14 protein-coding genes and 1 riboswitch are annotated in these 22642 nt (G+C 52.3%); of the genes, 4 read left to right on the forward strand and 10 right to left on the reverse strand.

Annotated elements, in window-relative coordinates; genetic code table 11:
* Positions 1 to 49 precede the first annotated feature (49 nt).
* From CFE35_RS18530 to CFE35_RS18555, 6 genes are all read right to left on the reverse strand, one after another.
* Entirely contained in the window at positions 50 to 619 is a 570-nt protein-coding gene (locus CFE35_RS18530) for a TMEM165/GDT1 family protein (protein WP_292932896.1), read from the reverse strand.
* Between the two features lie 10 nt (positions 620 to 629).
* Positions 630 to 811: riboswitch (yybP-ykoY riboswitch) on the reverse strand.
* Positions 812 to 1703: 892 nt separating this feature from the next.
* Positions 1704 to 2870 (reverse strand): DUF262 domain-containing protein, encoded by a 1167-nt coding sequence (locus CFE35_RS18535; protein ID WP_292932898.1) that lies wholly within the window; start codon positions 2868 to 2870, stop codon positions 1704 to 1706.
* A 2-nt stretch (positions 2871 to 2872) separates the two neighbouring features.
* Positions 2873 to 4033, reverse strand: a complete 1161-nt coding sequence (locus CFE35_RS18540) for an adenine-specific methyltransferase EcoRI family protein (protein WP_292932900.1) — start codon at positions 4031 to 4033, stop codon at positions 2873 to 2875.
* A gap of 531 nt (positions 4034 to 4564) precedes the next feature.
* Positions 4565 to 5449 carry a hypothetical protein gene (locus CFE35_RS18545; protein ID WP_292932902.1) on the reverse strand — a complete coding sequence of 295 codons (885 nt, stop codon included), beginning with the start codon at positions 5447 to 5449 and terminating at the stop codon, positions 4565 to 4567.
* 3332 nt (positions 5450 to 8781) lie between these two features.
* Complete coding sequence (locus tag CFE35_RS18550) at positions 8782 to 11052, reverse strand: S8 family peptidase (protein WP_292932904.1); 2271 nt, start codon at positions 11050 to 11052, stop codon at positions 8782 to 8784.
* Positions 11053 to 11209: 157 nt separating this feature from the next.
* The gene (locus tag CFE35_RS18555) at positions 11210 to 12268 is read right to left on the reverse strand and encodes an ATP-binding protein (protein ID WP_292932906.1); all 1059 of its coding nucleotides are present in this window, start codon (positions 12266 to 12268) and stop codon (positions 11210 to 11212) included.
* A gap of 449 nt (positions 12269 to 12717) precedes the next feature.
* On the opposite strand from CFE35_RS18555, the gene CFE35_RS18560 reads away from it, so the two are divergent.
* Positions 12718 to 13473 (forward strand): hypothetical protein, encoded by a 756-nt coding sequence (locus CFE35_RS18560; RefSeq protein ID WP_292932908.1) that lies wholly within the window; start codon positions 12718 to 12720, stop codon positions 13471 to 13473.
* A gap of 905 nt (positions 13474 to 14378) precedes the next feature.
* On the opposite strand, the gene CFE35_RS18565 is transcribed toward CFE35_RS18560, so the two are convergent.
* The 3 genes from CFE35_RS18565 to CFE35_RS18575 all read right to left on the reverse strand — a co-directional run bounded on the left by CFE35_RS18565 (position 14379) and on the right by CFE35_RS18575 (position 18051).
* Entirely contained in the window at positions 14379 to 15527 is a 1149-nt protein-coding gene (locus CFE35_RS18565; protein WP_292932910.1) for a replication initiator protein A, read from the reverse strand.
* 138 nt (positions 15528 to 15665) lie between these two features.
* Positions 15666 to 16739: a ParB/RepB/Spo0J family partition protein gene (locus tag CFE35_RS18570; RefSeq protein WP_292932911.1), complete on the reverse strand. Its 1074-nt coding sequence runs from the start codon at positions 16737 to 16739 to the stop codon at positions 15666 to 15668.
* 166 nt (positions 16740 to 16905) lie between these two features.
* Positions 16906 to 18051: an AAA family ATPase gene (locus CFE35_RS18575; RefSeq protein ID WP_292933054.1), complete on the reverse strand. Its 1146-nt coding sequence runs from the start codon at positions 18049 to 18051 to the stop codon at positions 16906 to 16908.
* Between the two features lie 1206 nt (positions 18052 to 19257).
* Between CFE35_RS18575 and CFE35_RS18580 the strand changes: the two genes are divergently transcribed.
* The gene (locus tag CFE35_RS18580) at positions 19258 to 20262 is read left to right on the forward strand and encodes a hypothetical protein (protein ID WP_292932913.1); all 1005 of its coding nucleotides are present in this window, start codon (positions 19258 to 19260) and stop codon (positions 20260 to 20262) included.
* Positions 20263 to 20267: 5 nt separating this feature from the next.
* Here CFE35_RS18580 and CFE35_RS18585 read toward each other — a convergent pair whose 3' ends face one another.
* Positions 20268 to 20852: a hypothetical protein gene (locus CFE35_RS18585; RefSeq protein ID WP_292932915.1), complete on the reverse strand. Its 585-nt coding sequence runs from the start codon at positions 20850 to 20852 to the stop codon at positions 20268 to 20270.
* Between the two features lie 261 nt (positions 20853 to 21113).
* Here CFE35_RS18585 and CFE35_RS18590 point away from each other — a divergent pair, with 261 nt between their 5' ends.
* Positions 21114 to 21398, forward strand: coding sequence for a hypothetical protein (locus CFE35_RS18590; RefSeq protein WP_292932917.1), 285 nt, complete (start codon positions 21114 to 21116; stop codon positions 21396 to 21398).
* Positions 21395 to 22450, forward strand: coding sequence for a hypothetical protein (locus CFE35_RS18595; RefSeq protein ID WP_292932919.1), 1056 nt, complete (start codon positions 21395 to 21397; stop codon positions 22448 to 22450). The genes CFE35_RS18590 and CFE35_RS18595 overlap by 4 nt, the downstream gene beginning before the upstream one ends.
* Positions 22451 to 22642 lie beyond the last annotated feature (192 nt).

The raw sequence follows: 22642 nt of genomic DNA on the forward strand, positions 1-22642 counted from the left end.
GGCGTCTGGTCCTCAGGCTTTTGATCAAGCGCCACCACCCAACTTACTATCAGATCAAACCTGAAGTTTGAGCAAATAGCCAAAGACCAATTGCCAAGAAGAGCGCAGCAGCAATTGACCTAACGATTTTGAGCGGAACACGCGCGAGCAATTCATGGCCCAAATAGACGGCGGGTACATTCGCGATCATCATGCCAAGCGTAGTGCCTATGGTAACTGGGATAACTTCATGAAAGCGAGCCCCCAACGCCACAGTCGCGATTTGTGTTTTATCACCCATTTCAACTAGGAAGAAGGCAATCATTGCTGTTGCGAAAGCACCAAAACGCGAAGGCTTATCTTCTAGGTCATCAATCTTATCAGGAACTAGCGTCCATACAGCCATGGCCACAAAAGAAGCTGCAATTGCATATCGAAACCATGGACCTTCAAGGAATGAGGCGACTTCGGATCCTAGCAACGCGGCGAGAAAGTGATTTGCGATCGTCGCGAAAAATATGCCCGCGATAATTGGCAACGGCTGCTTGAAGCGGGTGGCGAGGAGAATTGCTAGTAATTGGGTCTTATCGCCAATCTCGGCGAGCGCAACGACAGCAGTAGATGTTAAGAGGGCTTCCATGACATTCCTTGGGGCCAGGCGGCAAAGATTCCAACGACATCGCACCCCTCCGCCCGGCGAAAACGGAAGTGCAATGTCATTGGTCTCGCCCGAACGAAATTCGTCCCCTTTGCACCATGATCAGATGACCAAGTATGTTGACGCAAAGGCCCGCTTGTCAGGGCGGCTGGCTACTCCCCAAGTGACACTTTTCAGATAGCAGCCTGGGCGCAGGTCTACAATATTTGTTTGCACAGATCGAAGCGTGGGCGCGTAGGCTAATCCTCCAAACGGGCCCTGCAGAAGTTGATGTGATCCCTAGTTACTCGGCCAGAGAAAGCTTTAGATTTTCGCTCAAATCAATGTCTGCATGCTTTGTTTTTGAATACAAACCAGACCATCCGCTTTCGGCCAACTATTACCAAAATCAGACTGTCTTGAATTGGCATAGCGTCGTTGATTTTTGAGAGTTCAACCCAACAAGAACACCCTCATGACGCCTTTGGGGTGCAATCGCCAGCCAACTCATCTTGCAATCAGCAAGCGATTTGTTTGCACGACGTATGTATGTCTCATGTGAACATACTCCCTGGCTGTCTTGCCGGGACACTTGGCACTGCTGGCCAAGCAGATTGGCCATTTGCTTACACCGCTCTCTGTCCCAAGCAGACCATTCTCATGCCCATTAACAATTATCGGCCTCGACGGAGATTTTTTTAGCATCGGCGAATCGAAGGTCACCGAAGTTACCAGTCTTTATATTGTAGGCCACTAGCTTACTTAGGCCGACTCTGTTCTGTTCCCTCTGACAAAATATCGATTTTGTCAGAGGGAACAGAACAGAGTCCAAAGTGGGCACGCTATTTTTATGAGAGTCGTGTTTGTTGTGCACTACTACCCAACGATGGGTAGCAGTGCAGCGCCTACGAATTGGACACCCGATCCGGTGAGCGGGAACAGAGCTGTGGCAACTACCTTTGCCAATAGGGTGCTATTAGGCCGATGCGGCTGAAAGTCTGGTATGCGTCTTACTGAAGCGCAGACACGGGGCAAAGAGGCAGCTCGGCGTTGCCTACGTTGGTGCGTTGAGATCTTGCACCAAACTCTACCGATTACCCTTTGCTCTATTGTGAGTGACGCAGAGCATCTCACAATTTTCGGCAGTCGTGGCACCACCCTTGCTCCATGCTTGAACATGGTCGGCATCCATTTCGCTAAACGCCCAAATTTTCACTTTGTTCGGGGAATTGCCAATCGCGCAAAGAGGACAATTGGACACACCGTCCGCTACTGCCTTATTGGTCTGCTTGGCGTAAGCGGCTTGAGCCGTTGCCTTCTCGAACACGCGGATATCAAGAAGCTTGGTATCTTGCTGCCCACCGAGGATGAACTCGAAGATGCCCTTTCGGTTCTTCACACAGGGGTCACCGTAGAGCATCTTTAGGTCAGCAGAGATTTTCGCAGGATCGTAGGGGGTGTTGCGATGAGCCTCATAGAGCCTGCCCCACTCGATACCGGCCATCTCCTTTTCAACGTCCCGGAACACGGTAGTCACCCAGTCAACAACTGAATTAAAGTAGTTTTTGAGTTCGACGATACTGGCACTCTGGCGATGGCTGCTCATGTAATCGCCGATGTTGCCCTTGCTCACCCAGTCGAGAGCACACTCGAGGAAATCCTGCCGATTGGCACTGCCTTTGATAAACGCGCTCCACTTGGCGATGTTAGCGTTCTGACTGTTACTGAACTCTGCCTTCGCAGCGGTCACGAAGGGACCCGAGTAAATCGCATTGAGCAATTCCTGCTCATTCAGGGGGATGCCCGAAATGTTGATTGTTTGGAACCATTGTTTAATCTCAGTTTCCGTTCCCTCGCACTCATAGATGAGCAGAGGGGTCCGGAGGATCAAGTTTTGCTGATCCCTGGGCAGGCTATCAAAGTATTTGGGGTTTCCGCCGTCCATAATGGCGAACTTGTTTGTCACAAACCTACCAACGCTGGTGATGCGCTGCTGCCCATCTAGGACCTCGAATTTCTCCTCTGTTACCTTGTTGAAGTAGATGAGGCCAAGAGGGTATGACTTCAAAATTGAGGCGATCACTGCCTGCTCGGGCTTGCCCCCTTTTTCAGCATAGATGTAATTGCGCTGGTATTCAGGTTGGATCGTCAGCTTGCCAGACAAGCCATGAAGTCCTTTGCCCTCAAACTGATTAAAGACAAACCCATCGCAGACCTGCCCAATGGTAATGTCGGTTCGGAGACTCGTCTTCATTTTTATGTGCCCACACCTTGTTTCCTACGAATGAGAACTCGCTTAAACTTCTTGACGCCGTTTATGACACCTGAGGCATTCAGATCATAGACTCCGGGCTTTCCAAACCGCTCCAAATACGCAGCACGACATTCTGCCGATGAATACCATCGAGTGCGGTAAGGGTTGTGAGGGTTATTGGATTCTGTGGTCCCGACAATTTCGAACTGCTCAGGATTATGGTAGTCGAGAAAGGTGATAGGGACACCCATCACCCCATCATAATCGCTTGGGATCGCCTTGTAGGCCGGAACGTCAATGGCATCGTAGTTGTCGTATCGGGCGTAAGCCTCAGCGCCTTTTGCATCGGAGTTGAATCTCCGATTGTCTTCCATGGTCATGAGGTTGAGCGGCTCGTGGCGTCGGCCATGGTCAAGGTTGGTATACCACCTCACACCTTTGACCCGAATGAAGCGATTGCCATCTACATCCACTCTGAAGCCAGCGGCTTCCAAGGGGTAGTTGCCAGGAACCCGAAACTCACGGTCGCCACTGTGGATGCTTTCCCCCAACCAAATGCGGTTGGACATGATGTAGGGAAAGACCTCTTTGTAAGTCACCGCGTTGAAATTGCCGATGATGAGGAATTTCTTATTGTACTCAATCAGCTGTGCCATGTATTCCCGGAACAGGGAAAACGGCGGGTTGGTGACTACGATGTCAGCCTGCTTGAGAAGCTCCACACACTCAGGGCTTCTGAAGTCCCCGCTGCCCTTTAGGCGAAGCCGCTTATGGGGATTCGCCTCAAGGAAGAGCATTACATCCTGGATGTCGGTTGCCCCGTCATTGTTGAGGTCGGTGACCTCTTCAATCTCGATCGCGATAGTCTCAGCTTTGTGGGCAAACTTGTCTTGATCTTCAAAGGTCAGCTGTTGGCCCGCAATAGGCGAGCCATCATAGCTCGTAGAGATAAGCTTCTTCAGACCAAGGCGATTAAAGTTGGCAGCAAAGAATTTGAAGAAATTGCTCTCGAAGGGGTCATCACAGTTGCAGTAGACGATTTTCTCGCGAAACGTATCGGCATCATACTCCAGATACGCCTCAACTTCCTTCTGAATGTCGATATATTGAGTGTAGAACTCGTCCTTTTTGCCTGACTTTGCTGCACTTAGGCCTTCGTTCATTGATTTGCTCATTTTTCCGGCCAGTTCTTGCGCCAACCCGAGACTGGCTCGCACCGTGTGGTAACAGGAGTTTGGCTAGCAGCGTTCGGGAATGGGGCCAAGGGGTAGTGATAAGAGTGCGACGGGCCAGTGACGATAAAAAGCATCAGAGATGTCGCCAATTGGAAGAGATCCCCCATCTCGACAGATCCCTTCGCACCGTCAGATGTTTGCTCTAACTTGGACTTAATAAACGCGATGACCATCTCTAGCTTATGAGATAGCAGTGAGACCTTCGTGGCTCAAAGACCAATCGATATTTGCGTGTCCGGCCGTTCCAGGTTGGAAGGGCGCCCGGCAGACCTTTCTCATGAACTTCCAGCGGCAACCGACCAAAATTCGCCTTTAAGCGGGCGCGGCGTCAACGTCTGGGTGTGCCAGAACCGGTCTCTCGCAGAACGCCTTGCGGGAAGGTAGACGCCCCGCAATTTTGATGCAATGGGAGGAACGCCGAGTGGCATCCGGCATCGCTCCGGCGGTGACTCACTCGATCTATTGGGCGTATGGACCTTCAGGCTTCACGCCATTGGCGCGGGCGGCGATCACCATGTCCCTAATTTGTTTGACCGTAAACTCGGGCGCCTTCCCTGCAAGAAAGGTAGGTATGAAGCGCTGGATGAGCGCTTCATTCACTTTGATCAGGTTGTCTGCACTTTTGCGCAATCTCCTAAGATTTTGCCGGCTACGCGGAACACCATCATTGAAAGCCCGCGTCACCAACTCTTCCTTGCGCCTCTGCCGCTGCGGACCGAGTCCGAAATTGTTAATATATTTCGCCAGCACTATCGCCAGCATTTTCTCACAGTGGAAGAGGCGCAGGACCCCCGGAAACCAGCGCTCGTATGCCGTGACGACATCCTCCCTGTCGAGCACGTCACGATAAAAGCTGACGATGTTGGCCTCGATGTCACCGGCTGCAATCTCTTGCTCTGGCGCTAGGAGAATAAAGAAGGGGGATGTGTTGTTGATGTCGAGCTCACTCACCACTTGAAAGCTGAAGCAAGCGCCTGAGACGACGCATAGATTATTGCCTGTAATTCGGTTGATAATGCGGAGCTTCTCTGCAATCGCAGCCCAGCCGACATTCTCCCCTGACTGAACAATATGGATACCATCGTCCGACGAGCCGTGCGTGTCGAAATGGATGATGGGTAACATGCCGTGGCATGCTTGCACCGCGATTGCGTCGAGGGCGGCCAAGAGTTCGGGGGCGGTTGTCGGAGTGAATTGCTCGAAGGGGAGGTGCTGAGATTCGCAAAGTGGCTCGAGGTCATCAAGCACGCGGCGGGTTACACCGACCTCATTGGCCCGCAGCGACGTAATCCAGAAAAGCGAGTTTATCTTGGCAAGAGACGGGAACTGCATGCGCGTGGTCATAGCTATATCTCTAACCCTTGCCTCAGCCAGCGTTGACCTGACCGGTGTAGATTCTTAGTCAAGTGCGAAGTTCCGGCCCCTACCATCAGACAATCGCAAAACTTGGTCAAGAAGCGCTCTCGACCGTTAAAAGTCGAAAGCACTTTGATGGTCGCGATGTATCCCAAACACTTTTGGAGCGTGGGGTTCATTTTGTCAGCAATGGCATGGAACAGAGCATCGGTGACGGTCGCAAGATCAGTTTCGCGCGGTAAAAATCGCAGCATAGCACCATTGGTGTCCTCGTTAGTCCCCTTACGCTAGGCGGTTTGGTGGTTGCAAAAATACCCTTCAGCGCCAATCTGTCGCTCGCTCATGCTTACTACCGTCATAACGATCCCCCACGGCCTAATCGCCAAGGGGAGACGTGCAATCAGTGTGACATTTTAAATGAGCCAAACTGAGACATCTCCAATGGGCTGTAACAACAGAGATTCGCATAATGTTAATTATGGGACAAATTATGAAATCTTAGTAAGAGTTGGTGGCTTGTTGATACGGTCCGAACACTTCCGCTCCGTCACTTCGGAAAAACTAGAAACAAGCTACTAAGCGCCTAGACAATTCAACAAGATTTTAAACATGCATGGGCGAACCATCGCACGGCCAAGTGTGGTTTTGATGTCGAGCCGCTCAAGATCTAAGCACGGATGACCAACTTGATCCTGATACTGACACTGTCACGATTTCGAAAGCTGCACCATATTTCAATTCATGCCATGCGAGAAATAGGTTACAGTCCAGGTCAAACCGGGAGTAATCGAAGTGACTGATATAGCAGAATACAACGCTGTCACTCTCCTCATAGGCATTTGCGTCTGGACAATAGGACTGATGGTCGCGACCATTTGGGCTGCCATTAGCTCGAGGGAATAGGTCTTCATACAAACAAGAAGGACCACTATTCGGGTGGTCTTTTTTATGCCAAGTTGTCAATGGAGAGCCGAAGTATCTCACTCATTTTGTTGAGTGATCGAGCGCTCCCAGCGATTTTTGCGATGGCTGTTCGCCATTAAAGCGCTGGCTGCCTGCCAGCAAAACGCTGGCTGTCTGCTGGCACAATGCTGGCTGTCTGCTGGCACAATGCTGGCTGCTCGCCATCACATTGCTGGCTGTGTGCCAGCGATGCGCTGGCTGTCTGCCAGCTTCGGATATTTTTGGCGACCGGTATAAGAAACCTTTATTCCTTTCAGATACCTGCAAGGCCCTGCATGGAGTGCGTTAGGTACGACCACGAAGCCCAAAGGGCGCAGGGATTCTTATAGGGTGTCGACCCGACAAATTGGGTTTTTGCTGAGAAGATTTTTGGTCTCGTTACTGCTTTCTCGCTTTTCCATAACCTGCATCAACTTGTTCAAGTGCTTCTTGGCGAGTGCAATGGTTGGCATTGGCAAGATAATACTCCTCTCTATGGCTCCATTCGGATCCGGCAGGATGACGCAGTAACTTCTCCAGCTGGTAGATTATCGCCTTTGGAAGCCGATCCAGTCTTTAATGGAGCCCCCTGCCCGCTTGCATGGACCAGCTCGCGGGCGAGAGAGGCCCGGACAGAGCCGCCGTCACCTTTGAGGCGGCTTGGCAAGCGAGCCTGCGCCTCGGCCCCATGGCTTGCGAGGCGCAGGCTCAAGCGCTCCTGAAGCGTGAAAGCCTGCTCTGATCTGCTACCTCGATCACCCTGATCCTGACTGCCATACGCCATGGTCGGAACTCCCAGATGGCGGTCTGAATTGCCTACTAGACCAGCCATAGACACAGTAATTCATGGCAATTCAGGAAGGGCAACCAGATTCACCTATTTTGCGAACAATATCAGTAGGATAATGCAACAAATTCCTCCCTTTATCTTGCCTATCCCTCTCTCATATCTCCTCCGTTCCCCTTGTGGCCCCACTTAGAAACATATCGCCATAAACCGAAACAAATATAGGCCTTGAAAGCCTCATAATTCAGGTATGGGCACTCGAACGGCCTTTTGTCCTTTGGTGGACCAGACTGATTCAAGAAACCGACTAAGGCCCCTGCAATAAATCCAAGTCCGAGGGCCAGCATTGTTCCAAAAATTAGCGGGTGCTCAAAGAACCGAGCACTGATCGCCGATGCTGCTAATGTGGCCCGGACGGAGGCAAGGTTTATGGTGGTGACGGATGGAAAGCGCATTCGGCATTGGGCGCAGTGTTCTGAGGGCTGATCATTCAAGATTGCTAGAATGTGTCGGGTAGCTCAACTCTAGTGCTGCCGCTTGTTGGGTGGGTTTTGCCAAGAGCCCCCTGCCCGCGTCACTGTCCAAACTTCGAGGCCCAATCAAAACTGCGCCGCCAAAGGCGATTAGCGCCCGCCTCAATGCCCTTGCCGTTCTAATGGCTTCGGCTTTAGCCTTAGACTAAATAACGTTTCAGAGGTCATTTATGGGGCGCCGATTGCCTATGCGCGAGCCTACATTGCCAATAACTGCCTGAGCTATGGGCGCAGCTGATCATGCCAAACAACCGCGCTTGTATAGGTCTCCCCTCACTTGCTGGCCTTACTGGCTTTGTTTGAGAATAGGGCTGGCTTGATAATGGCGAGCCTTGAATGAGGCCCGAGGAATGTAAGTCGTTTTTTGCGTTGGGGGCAAGATAAAAGGACCCAAGTCGTCGGTTGGCTTATCCTATTGATTATATGTGATTTTAGGCAAGTTATCTTACACCCCCTATGACTTGCTTTAAGTCGTTCGTTTTCAAGCGAAGTAAGTCGTCGTAATTCGTCGGTTTAGAGGCCCGAACGGGGCATTTTTTGCTGGCTTTATGGCTAGCTCGGCGATGCTTTGCTGATCAGGAAACTTGCTGTTGTTTTGGCCGGGTTTGGCCGATTGCGGTTGGTCTGCTTTGGGCTTGGCGCTGTCGGTATGCTGCCATTTAATTGGGGTCTTGTACCATTTAAAACTCATCACGTCGAAACTGAACCGCTACAAGTCGACGCAAGACGGAGGCTTAAGAAGTAGACCATGGAAGGACCTAGGCCATAGACATGGCTAGCAGTTGCCAAGGCGGCGGATCACGTGCCCTTTGGCAAGAATTGCATTTACGATTGGCTGGCAAAAGGCGAGCTTGACAGGACCATGGTCGGCAATTGTTGAGTGATTAAACGGGCTAGGTTGGACGACTTGCTCCGGTCAAAGGCACAAAACACCCCAAGAAAATTGGGTAAGCCGATCGACTTAAAAGGCCAGAACAAATAGCTATAAACGGCAGTAGTATTGTAGAAAGCGATTTGGCCGTAGCTATCCAATATGGACTGGCACGCTTTGCAGCTAATCAAACGGCAACCGGAATGACTGGCTTGATTGCGACGCGATTCAGAACCTGAGTGTAGACCTCCATATCCCCTGGCATTTCAATCGTAGTCACGATGGCGAAATTGGCGGGCATGTCGCCATCGTCGGCTTCGCGCTGGACGTCGATGTCGAAGTACCCTGTCGCACCAATCGCTGCAGCTCTTTTGCCGTCCCATCGCCGATGGACAACAGTGCCTTTATGCGCCTGCTTCGGGTCCGGCTGAATGCCACTGGCCTTGATGCCCGCCTCTCCGAGTTGGGTGGGCTCGATTATCTTCATCCGAACGGCACGATAGGAGACCGCGCCGGGGCGCGGCGGTGAGAACCAAGCTATCGTCGCTGATAAGCCGTGCGGCTGCGCTTTGGCCGACATCGTCGCCGGCCAAGGAACACGGAAGCGTTGCCCCTGATCGGCGGCGAGCGACCCGACCGCCCAGAGTGTCGCGCGGTCATCGGCACAGTTGATGATACGCTCCGGGTCGTAAACACCGAACCCGAGATAGCGGCGGACATTATCCTTTTGGCGGTAGCTATATTTACCTTCGGGCGGCCCTAACACCTCGACCAATAGGTCACGAGCATCGGTCCAGCGAGCGCCATGAACAAGCAGCGCCTTGAGCAGACATGCCCGCTGTGCGCTCGGGATTGCCCCGAAATCAGGATAAGCCGCCTCTAAAGCCTCATGCGCGCGTGCTGCGACGCCTGTAGCGAGTGCAGCCGCTACGCTTGTGCCGATCGACCTTGCGATTACGTTGGGACCGAGTGAAGTAGCCGTTTGCGGTGCGGCAACTGCAATGCCGCCAAAGGCAGCGGCGTTCGTTGTCAGCGGCACTAGGCGATGATCATAGCCCTGTGGCTGGAGCCGGACGTGATGACGCCCTCCCGGGACAAGGATTTCAGGTTTGGTCGCGCCATTGTGCCCCGGACCTATGGCGCTCGAAACGCTGCAGAGGCCTGTATGCTCCCAGATGTTGTAATAATCTGCTGGCAACGCGAGTGGATAGGTGAACTGGTCAGCATGCAGGGCACCTACAGTAATCGCGTTCATGGATTCGGCCGGCGCCAGAATGCGCCGCATGGCCATTTGCGCGGCGCTGGCCTTCAGTGCCACTCGCACCTTCTCCGGGGGAAGCAGCGCTTCAAATTGCCCGGCAGTCATCGCGGCGGTCTCGAGCGGCGCATGATGATTGCCAGCACTGATGATAAAAAGAATGCCGTAGGTGCTGGCGAGGTGGTCGATAACACGCGCCCAGCCTGAAAGGCGGCCTGCGAAAGGCTTATTTGGATCGCCAAGCGACGCATTTATAATGATGACGTGGCGGGCGGTCGGGGCATTGCCCGCGCGCATTGCTAGAACCGCGCGCTCGAACATATCGGCAGGTAGCAAGTCGGGGAAACGCTCGGGTTGGTCAGCGTTGGCAGTCGCATAGAGCATGTTGACGAAATGAACGCGGCGCTCCAACGGACGATCCCAAACTCCATTAATGTCGCCGTGTATCACTGCAGAGGCCATAGCCGTCCCGTGTTTACGCGCTCCGACGGCAAGGCCGTCCAGATCGAAGATATCATCTATAGTTAGCGTGCCAGCGAGCTTGGGGTGTGCGGACAAGGGCACTGCGTCAAAGATCGCCGCGATAGGCTCACCGACTAAGGTCGGCGCACCGCCGCCCGGCAGGCCTGCAACCTCCTCAGAAGGTGTTATCTGGAAGATGCTCTGTGGCCGGATTTGGAGGATCGATTCAAGTCCGGCTAAGCCCGTCGGGCTGCGCTCTACGACAGCTTGCAAAGCTTTTGCGGGAATATCAACAAGCAACGCGTGATAACCGGCATCGGCGATGCGCGAACGTGAGACGATGACACCGCCAGCCTCAAGAATGCCTGCCTGCGCCTCAGCCTCGACAGGGTCGCCATTGCGTCGAAAGACCAGCTCGACCTCGACGCGCGTAGTTGGCGCGCCAACGCCAAGCTCGCCAGTCAACACTTCGAGATCCTCTTTGGTGACGCGATCCTGCGGCCCCCAAGGCCGGATATCGCGAAGCTGTGACAGCATTGACTTCCACACACTGAACCGTGGCGGAACGTTGCCCGTATTCTGCCAGCCCCGCCATAGCGTCACGATGCCTCGAAGAGCCGCCTCGCTAGGAACCATCAGATAGACCGCGGGGCTTTCGTCGTGCTCATCCTCCTCGAGATCCTCGGCACCAAGAAACTCTAGCCCAGGCACGAGGCGGACCGCTTCGGTGAACTTCATCACCCCGCCGGTTAATTCAAACACGAGCAGCCGCTCCGGGGCCAATGCAGCTGGATCGGCGCGGAGCTGAAGCAGTGGTGTGTTGGCATCCAGTTGGGCGGCAAGCCCCGTAAGTCTCTGGCCAGCAGCGGTTCGGGCCTGATCTCCCGGTTCGAATTTACGTGAGCGTCCGAATCCGCTTCCTGGCCTTCGTGGTATCACTCTGGGGGCGTCTATGCGCAGGAGGGGTTGTTTCGGGGGAAGTGCCATCGTTTTCCGATCTAATGCGAGTTTTCCAAAGACGAAGCTCTTGGGCAAGGACGCCCCTTAATGTCTCGGATCCTTGGGATAAAATGTGTCGTCGTCGAATATTCTGACAAAATTCATAAATGTCGGCGAAGCTTGATGGACCCATTTGGGTGGCAACCGCGGTAGCAGTCATCCCCGACGGCTCCGGCCACATCTCGAAAAACCGCTCGATCAGGACCGCAGCGGAATCTCGCGACGGCAGCGGCATGTCAATCCGCAATTGGAAGCGCCTCCATACGGCTCGGTCGAGCAGCTCCGCATGATTGGTCGCGGCGACCACTACGACATAGCTTGGTAACTGGTCGAGTTGCATGAGTAGAAACGAGACGACGCGTTTTATCTCACCGGTCTCGTGGATGTCGCCGCGCTCCTTGCCGACCGCGTCGAACTCATCGAAGAACAGCACGCAGGGCGTTGCCCGCACATATTCAAACAGCCGGGCGAGCCGCGCATTAGTCTCACCGAGATAGGCACCGACCAGCGCATCATAGCGGACTGTTAGCAAAGGCACCGCGATCGCCTCTGCCACCGCCTCGGCGAGTGAAGTCTTGCCGTTCCCGGGAGGACCCGAGAGCAGGATTCGATTGCGTGGTTGCATGCCTTGCGCGCGCAACAGGTCAGCGCGGTGCTGCTCCTCGATCAACTGACGGGTAAGCCGCTCGGCTGGGAGCGTTAGGATAAGGTTACTGAGTGTGACGCGCGGCTCTGATTCGATGACGAAGTCGCGCCCAGAGGCACCGGTGCGCCTCAGTTCGCTCGAAGCGGTGACAGGCACCGAAGCCAAGGCGCGATGAAGTCTATCCGCTAGGATATGGTGGCTTTTGGCGCGTTCGTCGGCGACAATAGCCTCGACAGTCGTAGTTAATGTGGAACGGTCACCAGAAGCTCCAGCCTTCACCAACGAAACAAGGAGATCACTTCTCGCCATTAGCTTACCACGCCACCCTTTCGCCTGAAGCCGAAATAGTAGCATGTTCTCGGCGGTCTGTGAATCCCCGCTGAACTCGAACTCGTGCTGAACAGTTAAGGGACATGGAATCGGGCTGCGTTGATTTATCCAATTGAATTATAGGATTTTTATGATTCGCTAGGCTGGAGCTCGCATATTCGCCGTTAACATGCTGTCATAAGCCTTATAGTGACGAGTCTTTTACCATGAAAAGCGGCCACCTCCAGCCCGTGTGTTCGTCACTTGTGCCAGTTGGCCGGTCACTAAATCTTTCACACAAATTACGATCACACTTGCCTTGAACTAATACTTTGGAGGTCGCCTGCTTATGGCAATAGCTGACCGAGAGCGGAATGGCGGGTTTCGATCACAAACCTCCGCTAAAATATCTCTGGCACAGGAGCGGAAGGCAAACGCTTGTGCACTAAATGAATACTGCTAAATCCTGCACTTCCAGTCCACCTCTGAATGCATGGCTTTACCTTATGGACGCATACGAAGGCACTTACAAAAGATTGGCAAAGAACAATCTCTCTGATCAAGAATTAGATGGACTATTAAATACTGCACAGATTGATTTTGATGCGGCTAGGCCTGAGCCATTGATTGAACTGCTCAGTAATCAAGATCGTTCGGTCAGACGTTTGGGGCTCAGCATATACGGGCGGCTAAGTGCGAAATCTTTTCCTGCCCTAAATGCTGCACTTGCGTTAATAGATGACGAGTCGGATTGGTCGAGGGGTTACATCCTAGATGGGGCGCTATGTTACCCAAAGGAACTAAGTTCAAAGCAAATTTCAATTGTACTGTCGATAGCTGCTGACCCCTCAATCGTTGTACGCCATAAGGTAGCGGTTGTAATTGGTTGTATTGATTGTGAGGCGCTTGAACCGGCAATCTCTTTGCTGTCCGCTCTCCCAAACTGGTCCGAGTATGAAAGAGGGCTTACACTAAACCGACTTGGTCCCGACTGGCTTTCTCTTTTGCTCAAGACTGCTTTCGCTGACAACGGTGTATCATCTACATTCGCATTAGGCGCGATCGACAGATTAGCTAGGTCTGGGCAAATCGACCAGCTACCAGTTTATGAAGATGAGAGCCTGCATGCGGACTTGCTGCTCGGGAACGCAAATCGCTTAATCAATCGAAGGAAACTGGTTAGACGGCCTGGCGCTCTGTCTTGATTAGCAATTCAGCTTTACAAGATCTGGACGCGCCCCACGCTCACGCTGCCACAGCATACAAGCAGCTGATTTACAGTCAAAACACTATCATTTTTCATGGTAGCAATGTCCGCTTAGAAGAAAGCTCTAGGCGACACGCAACGGCAACCTATGGCGCAAAGCAAACCACGGCCAATCTAAAAAATTGATGTTTGCAGATATGATGAGGTTTTCGGCGGTGTGAGATGTCGGCTGCGAACCGAGGGTGTAAGCAGGGTACATTTTTAAAAGATAGGGTTGGTTTTCTGGATCAGCCTATCGCCGCCAAAGCGCCAAACTGACCGCCTTTTGGCAATCGATGCGATAGTTGGTACCATATGACAATTGTGATGAATGGCAGAATAGTCTGGTGTTCGAAGCTGACGTCCCTCCCGCTGCCACCAAGTCAAGCTTTCGACTAGGGCTTAGAACGGTTTGCGGGTTACCTAGCCTGTTATCAGCAACCAAATAGTTCCTGATCTTCGTCTATTTATCAATTTTTATAAAATCGGTCATCGTTTAAATTTTAGGGTGGTGTTATATAAGTTAAGCGCTGTAAATGCACCATAAGATATTGTTTATTAGATAATAATTGTTTTCGAGGGTTCCTGTTGTGTCGTGAAATTGTTCGCGAAGTGTCGGCACTTTTGTTCTCGAAGGATCGCGTGATTGTTCCTGAAGTGTCGTTGGTCGGATCTATTCGTTCCTAAAGTGTCGACGGGTTGGGTGTGGGCTGGGTATTTTGAACGAGTTTGGGAGTCTGATTCGCATAATCCCTTCAAACGGGATGTTTGGACGCTTCGTTGAGTCGGTCGACACACTCTTGGTTCACGGCAAGTCGTCACTTCGAGAACGCGACAGCTATCTGCGTCCCAAGTATTCTCAAATTAAAGTGTGAACCGATTGCGTTGGTGGTATCGTTTCACATATCCGATGAAAGCCTTTTGGTAATTGGCCGGGGTTCGTGCCTCATCGTCTTTCAGCCAGGTCCTGAAGTCCTCGTGCAGGGCATGGAAGTCCCAGCCACGAAAATGGGCGCGAACATATGCAAGCGTTTCGTCCGTTATGTATCCCGCAGCTTCGCGATCTGTCATACCCTGTGAGAAGGGTTTTGGTTTCGTGTTAGCTTTGGCGTCTGTCGTCTTAGGGTCTGTTTTCAGCTGTATGCCCTGCGAGTCTGGCGTTGCTTGAGGCCGCTTGTCGACGATCCGTGTCATGCGGAGTAGTGGCTCTTTAGCATTCGCAGCATTCTCAAGAGCCAAGTTATAGCCGGGGATCTCATTGCGTTTAGCGATCACCGTAATTTCAAACTTGAAACGTCGATACGGCCCTTCCGCACCAGACTTCTCGAATAAAGTTGGCAGAGCTATTGCAAACCCCCCCTCCCCTGCTCCTCCAGCGTGCTTGCGCGCAACTTTATAAAGCCAGCGCTCGCGACCACCCGTGATATTGAAGTATGCACGGTCGATGGCAAGAACACCGCCATTCATCAGAACGCCATCATAGAACCAGCTAGAAAGAGCTAGTTGCATACCACGTGAGCGCTCGGTTCTTTCATCAACCAATTGGCTCCAGCTATCGAGCCAAGAAAATGTAGCTTCACGTCGTTGGTCAGCGCGGATATTGGTTTTGACAGTCGTTGATTGAAGGCGATCAAGAGACCCCGCCAGCAATTCGTATGCCCTTCCAGTGGTGGGTCTGCCGATAGCGCGCAACAAGTCATAAGGCATGATGTTTATGACGCGAGGAATATCATTAACTCCCCTGCCCTTCATGTCGTTTAACATACTCGCGCAGTATATTAGAATGTCAGCATCCCAGATTGTCGCCATTCCATAATCGGGGTTGGCTGAAACGTGTACCCAGATTTTGCCGTCTGGTGACGTGTAATCGATGGGCTTGATCCGCTTTGATTTGGCAAGACTAAAGAAGGGGCGTTCCATCATTTCGCGCTGATCGCGCAATGAAAGGTCTGACAAATACGGAAGAAATAGGTCGATTTGCTCTGGTGCCGCCGCGGGCTTTGCGCGTATCATTGGTAAGGCCCCAAAAGTATAGACGTGAAAGATTTCCCCGGGGAAAGACTGGTGTGGTCCCAGTTTCCACTAAGCTCTAATCGAACGATAATTTCCCCGGGGAAATTTTTTGTTCTGCCCATGTCTTCTATCTCACATTCATCGCCCAAGGCCCCTGCCCTTAGCTTCCAAGGCGGTAAGCGCCGCCTTCACCAAATCCAACACTTCGGCTTCACCTGCTCCCGATCCGCTATGCAGACGCAGCGTGATTCCGTTGCGATTGGAGGACAACACCGACAGCGCTTTTCGACCGTGCTTCGAGTCGGCCTCAAACAGCAATTCGCCTTGTTCAGCACCCTGCCCTGCAGACATCAGCGTCTTCACGACGTCGCTAGCTCCTATTGGCGGAAGGCCTCGCTCAACACGACTGGCTTGTTCTGCGCGAATTTCCCCAGCTGAAGCCCTAACTTTGGAAAGGTCACTTGTATCGCCTTGCTTATCCAACAGGTCCAGAAACTGGGCCAAAGGGTAAACAGTCTTTAGCTGGATATCCCCACGCCCAGAAAAGGCCGCTACAGCCCATTCAGGCAATGTTGCAACTTTCAACATTTTCGAGAGCCAGCCTTCAGAAACGCGCAATCGCTCAGCCATGCGCTTCTGCTTTCCGCCATAATAGCCAGAAAGTGCCTGAAGATAATTCTTTGCGCGTTCAAAATCTGACACATCCCGGCGCGCGCGGTTTTCGACGTCGGCAAGTCGAAACGCGCTCTCGTCATCGAGAACATGGACCTGCGCGAGGAACATCATATCCGGCCAAGAATTTCTACGAAGCCAAGAAATCGCCCAATGCCGCCGGGTGCCGGCGATCACCTCGTAGTCGTAGGTAGAATCTCCTTCGACACGGCGAACAATCGCTGGAACTTTCTGGCCGCCCTCTGATAAAATCGCGTCGATCAGATCCCGGCAATTTGCTTCATTGAGCCCCGCTTGATACCTCGCATTTCCAGACCACACCCGTACTCTGCATGGATCAAGCAACAGTTGCGTAATCTGGCGCACATCTCCAGAAGCGATTTTGGCCAGCGCGTTATCACGAGACAACAGAGTGCTGCCACGCTTGGCGCGCGGATGCTCAGGCGCCTCATCGACCGGTGCGTGTTCTAAATCAATGGGAGTACCATCCGCTGGCGTGCTTAGAAGCTCGTTGAGATAGTCAAGCTGACGTTTTGACATAGCGCTTATCCAAGTCTGAATTTAGGGGGGGAGGGGAGGCGGAAAGACAGGAACATTCCTTCGGCTAAAGGGCCCCTGTCTGATAAGGCTGAGCCATACCAACCACTACTACAGCCACTGGCACACGGCATGGTCCGGTAAAGCGAAGTAGTACAAAGTACGTCCATTATACTACCCCCATTAGTAGGGTAGGATTGCCTGCAGAAACGCGGCCCCAACGTCGCCTAATTAGCTGCTCAACTTGAGCAAATGCTTCATCCAGATTCTGGCGACATCGTTTGTGGGTCTTTGGCGTCCCGACCGGTCTTTCAAGTTCATAAACTGTCATCATCCGTAACGCAGCATGGCTAATTTCTGCCGATTCCAGTAAGGAAACCGGGAGTAGGGCAGGGCCAAACGCTTGCTCCATGACTTTTTGCACCATTGAATGGCTAGGGTCATTGGCATCAAACTTCGAACACATCAGGCGCACAAAATCATAATCAACTTCGATGCCGGCACCACTTAATTGCTCTAGGACTTGATCCATCATCGATAAAAACTGGACAGTAGAGCAAAAGTCGGGCGTGGTTGCCGCTAATGGTACCAGAAGCGCATTGGCTGCTTGCATAACCGCCAACGAAATCGTCCCGAGGGCAGGGGGTGGGTCAAGGATCACCACATCGTAGTTCCGCGCTAATTTAGCCAACCCTTCGCGCAGCTTGCGAAACCGGGCAGGTAGCACGCTACCACCACGGGATCCTGCAGCCGCGAGCTCATATTCAACGTCGAACAACTGCAGATTTGAGGGAATGAGATCAACATTAGGCCAGACAGTCCCTTTCACTGCATAGGCCAAATCATCCTCTGTCGGCTCCAATGCCAGATAAGGGTAGAGAGTTTCCTCTTGGCGGATCGCGAAATGGGGATTGAAGCCAAAAAGAGTGGTCGTTGTAGCTTGACTGTCACAATCCACAACCAACACTCGATAGCCTGCAATACCCAAGTAATGCGCCAAGTGGGTCGTTAGGGTGGACTTTCCAACACCGCCTTTAAAGTTTTGGACTGCGATGATTGCAGGTGGGTCCTGCTCGCGCCTACGTGGGGACGCACCTAAAACCTCGCGCATATTCAATAGTGCCGAAATATCATATCCCAATCTTCGCCCGGTCTCGCTTTCAGGTGCTGGCGGAAGTCGGCCATCCTGCTCAGCCATCCGGATACGATTTGTAGAACAACCCAAAAGTTCAGCCGCTTCGGCTATCCCAAAGCGAACTTGCAAGCCTTTCCTTGCGCCTGGAAGAAAGGCGGTACGCCGGAGCCGTTCAACCATTTCCTCGCCCGCTTGGGCTAATGCGCCGATCCGACTCGCTTCAGAGCCATAGTTATTCTGTACCACGTTTTCATCCTTTCGCAGTCGGCGAAGGTCAATTGAAGGAGTTTCAGCATATCTATGCTATGTTTCGTTCAATCTTGCAATTTTGCTTAACAAATCCTTAAATTTGGTGAGCAAAAAAGACTTCAAACACAAAAGTCCTTGAAAAATCCAAGCCTGAGGGTCCACACCCTATATTATGCACTGCGCCCCTTGGGCTTCGTGGTCGTACCTAACGCACTCCATGCAGGACCTTGCAGGCACCTGAAAAAACTCAAGTTTTAAGAGAGAAAGTTGCAAAACTATCGCCGCGCGCCACACCGTCGCTCAATTCGCGTCATACCGCCGCCTACATTGCATCATACCGCCGCCAATCTAGCGGCACACCGTCGTCACTTTCGCATCATACCGTCGGCAGGTTTGCGCCACATCGTGATCGCAAAAATCGATAGGAGCGTTCGACCACTCGACAAAATGGGTGGGATACTTCGGTACATCATGGGCAACTTGGCACAAAGATGGCGGCTTTAATGGTGGTCCTTCATGATAGGATGAACACCTATTCCCTCGAGCCAATAGCAGCCCAAATGGTCGCGACCATTAGTCCTATTGTCCAGACGCAAATGCCTACGAGGAGGGTGACCGCGTTGTAATCAGCTATACTAGTCACTTCGATTGCTCCCAGTTCCCCTACTTTCATAGCCCATTTCTCGCATGACATGAGTTGAAATATGGCGCATCTCTCCTGACCAAAAGGCGATAAACTGATACTCGACAGACTTTGGTGAGCTCACGCGGGATCCATCTGAGAACCTAACAGATCGCCTGAATGCAGGTCAGCGATTTTTGCCCCCAAAATGATTGCTGGCTCTTGTCTGAGGCGCGGCCTCGCCCTCGAAATCACGCTTCTGAGTGGGGCAGGACTCTTTCAAAACGGGTAGCTTGTGGTAGCGTGCGTTAGGGATCGCCACCCGAAGGGCCGAGACGGCGCAGCTGGCTCGGTGAGCGCCTCTGGCGCGAATAGAGCCCGACCCGGCTTTGACCGGGGACGCCCGCAAGAGCCCATGCGTAAGGCTAGATTTGGCTCAACGCATCTGGATTCTGCGAGCTTTATTGGACGATTCAGAGGCCAGAATGGCCTTGGGACTATTGGAGGATAGATTATTGGCTGAGCAAAAGTGGGTAATTGAGCGACTAGAGCGTGAATTCAATAAGTTCAACGAGCAACTTGCCCAGAGGGATCAAGCAGATTTAGCCTTACCCTTGGCCCCGATTTTACCCCAAAGCATGGCGGCGATCGCACAAAACTTTCCAACGATAGGGGAATTTTCAAGGCAAAAGGGCGAGGAGGTTTTCCAGTCGGAGATCTATCAACGCGTCGGCGGAGCCCGACTTGCGGGCTTGCCCAGATGGCTGCTGGAGCAGGTTCAAAACAAAACCTTTGGCCAGAGTATCTACAAGTTAAGACGCGGAAACGAGCCTGGCGAATGGCGGCCCAGAGACATGGAGTTTGCGTGGCACAGAGCCTGCGACGAGATTTTAAAAGAAGACGGCGTTCATAAATGGCTCGATGTACCGGTTCGTGCTTTTCGGATGAGTGAGCGGGCCAACAGGGCGTTTCAGGGGCATATCGAAGGCTTGATTACGCTGAGACAGATCCTTGGGATTTCCTACAGAGATCTGAAGAATGGAAGGGCAGTGGGGGCAGGCTGTCGAGGGGAGTTTTTGGAAGTTGTTCAGGCGTGCCGGGAAGTTTCACACCAGGCAAATGATTTTTGCCAGTGGCGTCATCCTTTAGTGCGGCCTGTATCGACGCACGTGGCGGTCATACAGGCGGTTTTGATGCGCCGGGAATATTGGGTACGCCAAACAATGTTCCGCAATCACATAGAGACGCTGTTTGAGTGGACATGTCGGGATCTTCAACACAATCACGGTCACTGGATCTACCAGCTCGAGCTGGTAAACGCTGCTAAGGAATTCAAACCCCTGTTTGACTTCTCGGACTTGTTTGAAGCAACCGGCAATCTCGGCGAGCTGACGCGCCAGAGCAATTATCAGGATAAGAAATTTGAGGGGGTTGGCCCTGCAGCTTTGCTTGATCTTACCGAGTTTTTGATCTGGTGCCGGGATACGCGCCAGCCGAGTACGGTAGCCTGCGCGGCCTAAAGCCTTCAGATAGGACGGGCGAGGGCTTCAAAACGTGGATGGCTATCGACAAGATCGGGCGCCCAGAGGAACCAGGTGCAATCCATGGCGGGATTTCGGCGCCCTCTAAAATCAAGACGAAATGACACGGGCAGAGTGTGAGTGGGCCGCGTTAGAGGGTTGCCACTCAGTTTCACGCCCGCGCGATTATGGAAGAATTGGGCTTTGAGCAGGAGCGCCATGAAGCGCGGTTGGTGCACAAGGAGACTATGCTCAATGAAGGCGGACGCCTGATCCCAAGGGGGATTGGTGATGATGGCGAGGGGCGAGAAGGGGGCCTCGGCCGCCGACGACGCCAGATAATCCGAGACGACATGATCGCCGCGATCGATCAGATCGTTTTCAAAGACCTCGCAGCCGTGGGCACGCAGGACGTTGGTGATATGATGATTTCCACAAGCGATTTCCCAGACCTGAGTGGGCAGGGCAGGGCCTAGCCAATTAACGAGCGCCAAGGTGGCCAGAGGCGGGGTTTCATAGAGATCATGATCGCTTCGGCCTTGGCTTGGATTGCCGCCGGCCATCGCGGCTCCGAGATGGGTTTCAGACATAGACTTGCTCCACACGAATGACGCCAACTAGTACAGCCTAATCCTTGGGATTCATGCCCAGTAACACCCCTTTCGGCGATTGAGACATTTTTCTTCGAAATCGCTTTAGCCGATGCTTTCAAAATCCACGGTTGATAGATATTTGGCCGTTTTGAGCGGCTGGCATTGCGGGTGGTTCTTTTTGTGAGTCGATCTTGTGTTGATGACTGCAATTGTCAGCATGTTATACAATCGGTTTTCATTTTAGCCGGAGCCGAAAAGATGCGGATTAAAGGGTTGGATAAACTTAAGCGATCGCTGGAGGACCTGGCAAGGGCTCTGTCCTCCTTAGACGGTGAGCTAGGTAAAGTGAGCTTTGACCCAAACGACCCGCAAAGCATAGAGTTAGCAATTCAGAATATGGAATCACTTGTTGATGAGCGTGTAGGCAGCTTTGGAAACAATGAAGCAGTTCAGAATCTTGTGGACACCTTCAAGGAAGCTAATCGTAGGGCCATCCTGGATTTCGCAGCTGAAGCACGCACGAATTTGGACGTCGAAGAGTGAGCATCGAGGCGGCGCTACGCGCGATAAAAGACGCGGTTCTTGATCTTCAAGCTGCTGATTACAACACTTATCAAAGACCTTTGGAACGCCTCTCTCTGGCTTTGGATAGGCCAGAACTGAGGGAAGTCGTTACTAAGCTACGGGCTGGCGCAGATTTTGAAGCCTTTTTGGCCGCGGCGGACCGCAACGAAGGTAGCCTGGGCAGCGGCCAGTTGAAGTGGCCGTCTGATGTCGAGCAGGAATTTGGCTTAGTTGTGCATTTGATAGATCGTGCGGCTCAAGATCCAAATTGGTTCCTCGATTTCGCGCATACATTTTTCTATAGTGGGCGAAAGATTGTTGGTGACATCAGAGCGATTACGAAGGCTGTCATTGTCCCGTTTAATCGCGACTTTGCTGCATACATTGAGGATTTAGCCCCGGTGATAGTAAGGTTGGATGAAAGCGGAGCCACTTCCATCGAGAATGATAAGGAAGAATTGCTCATGGCTCTTTTTAGGTTGAGTGGAGCTGATTTTCGGCGTGCTTCTGTCCACAGTGCCCATAGAAAGCTTTTGCCCGAGTGGGATGAAAATCGCCGTGATCGGGCAATGCAAGGCTTGTTAGATGCTGGCGACATTGTGAATGTAAGAGGGGCTACTTGTTATGTCGACATTTCGTCTGCTGCGCGAAGGCGCTTGGAGTACAAAGAAGCTAATTCTCAGAGTGGACCTGTCTTTAACATTGGCAATTTGACCAATTCGCCGCTGCAGGTGGTCGGTTCAGGAGGCCATGCAACGCAATCAACCACTTATTCAAATCAGAACCTCAGAGAACTTGTAACATTTTACCGCTCTAATATCGACGAACTCCAGCTTGATGGAAATTCGAGACGAAAGGCGGATGTTCAAATTGCCACGATCGAGGCCCAGTTGATGGATGAGCCAGATCCGACGATTATCAAGGCCGCCGGCAAGTCTTTGAAAACAATATTTGAGGGCGCTATTGGTGGCGCTTTGGGAACCGCGATCTCTACTGCACCAATGTGGACTTCCCTCTTCGCGGGCTTCTAATCAGTTATTGGTCGATTTCCTTTAAGAGGTTCAGAGACTACGCTTATTGTGGTTGACCGCCAGTTTGCGTGATTTATCACGCACGCAAACTGCGGCTTCGTTAAGAATGTTAGATTCATGTTAGAGAGTTAGCGGCGCTTAAAAGTCAGCATTATTTCAACTGTTTCAACTTGTTAAGCGAATGTGTTAGTG

It is taken from the genome of Novosphingobium sp. PASSN1 (assembly GCF_002278815.1).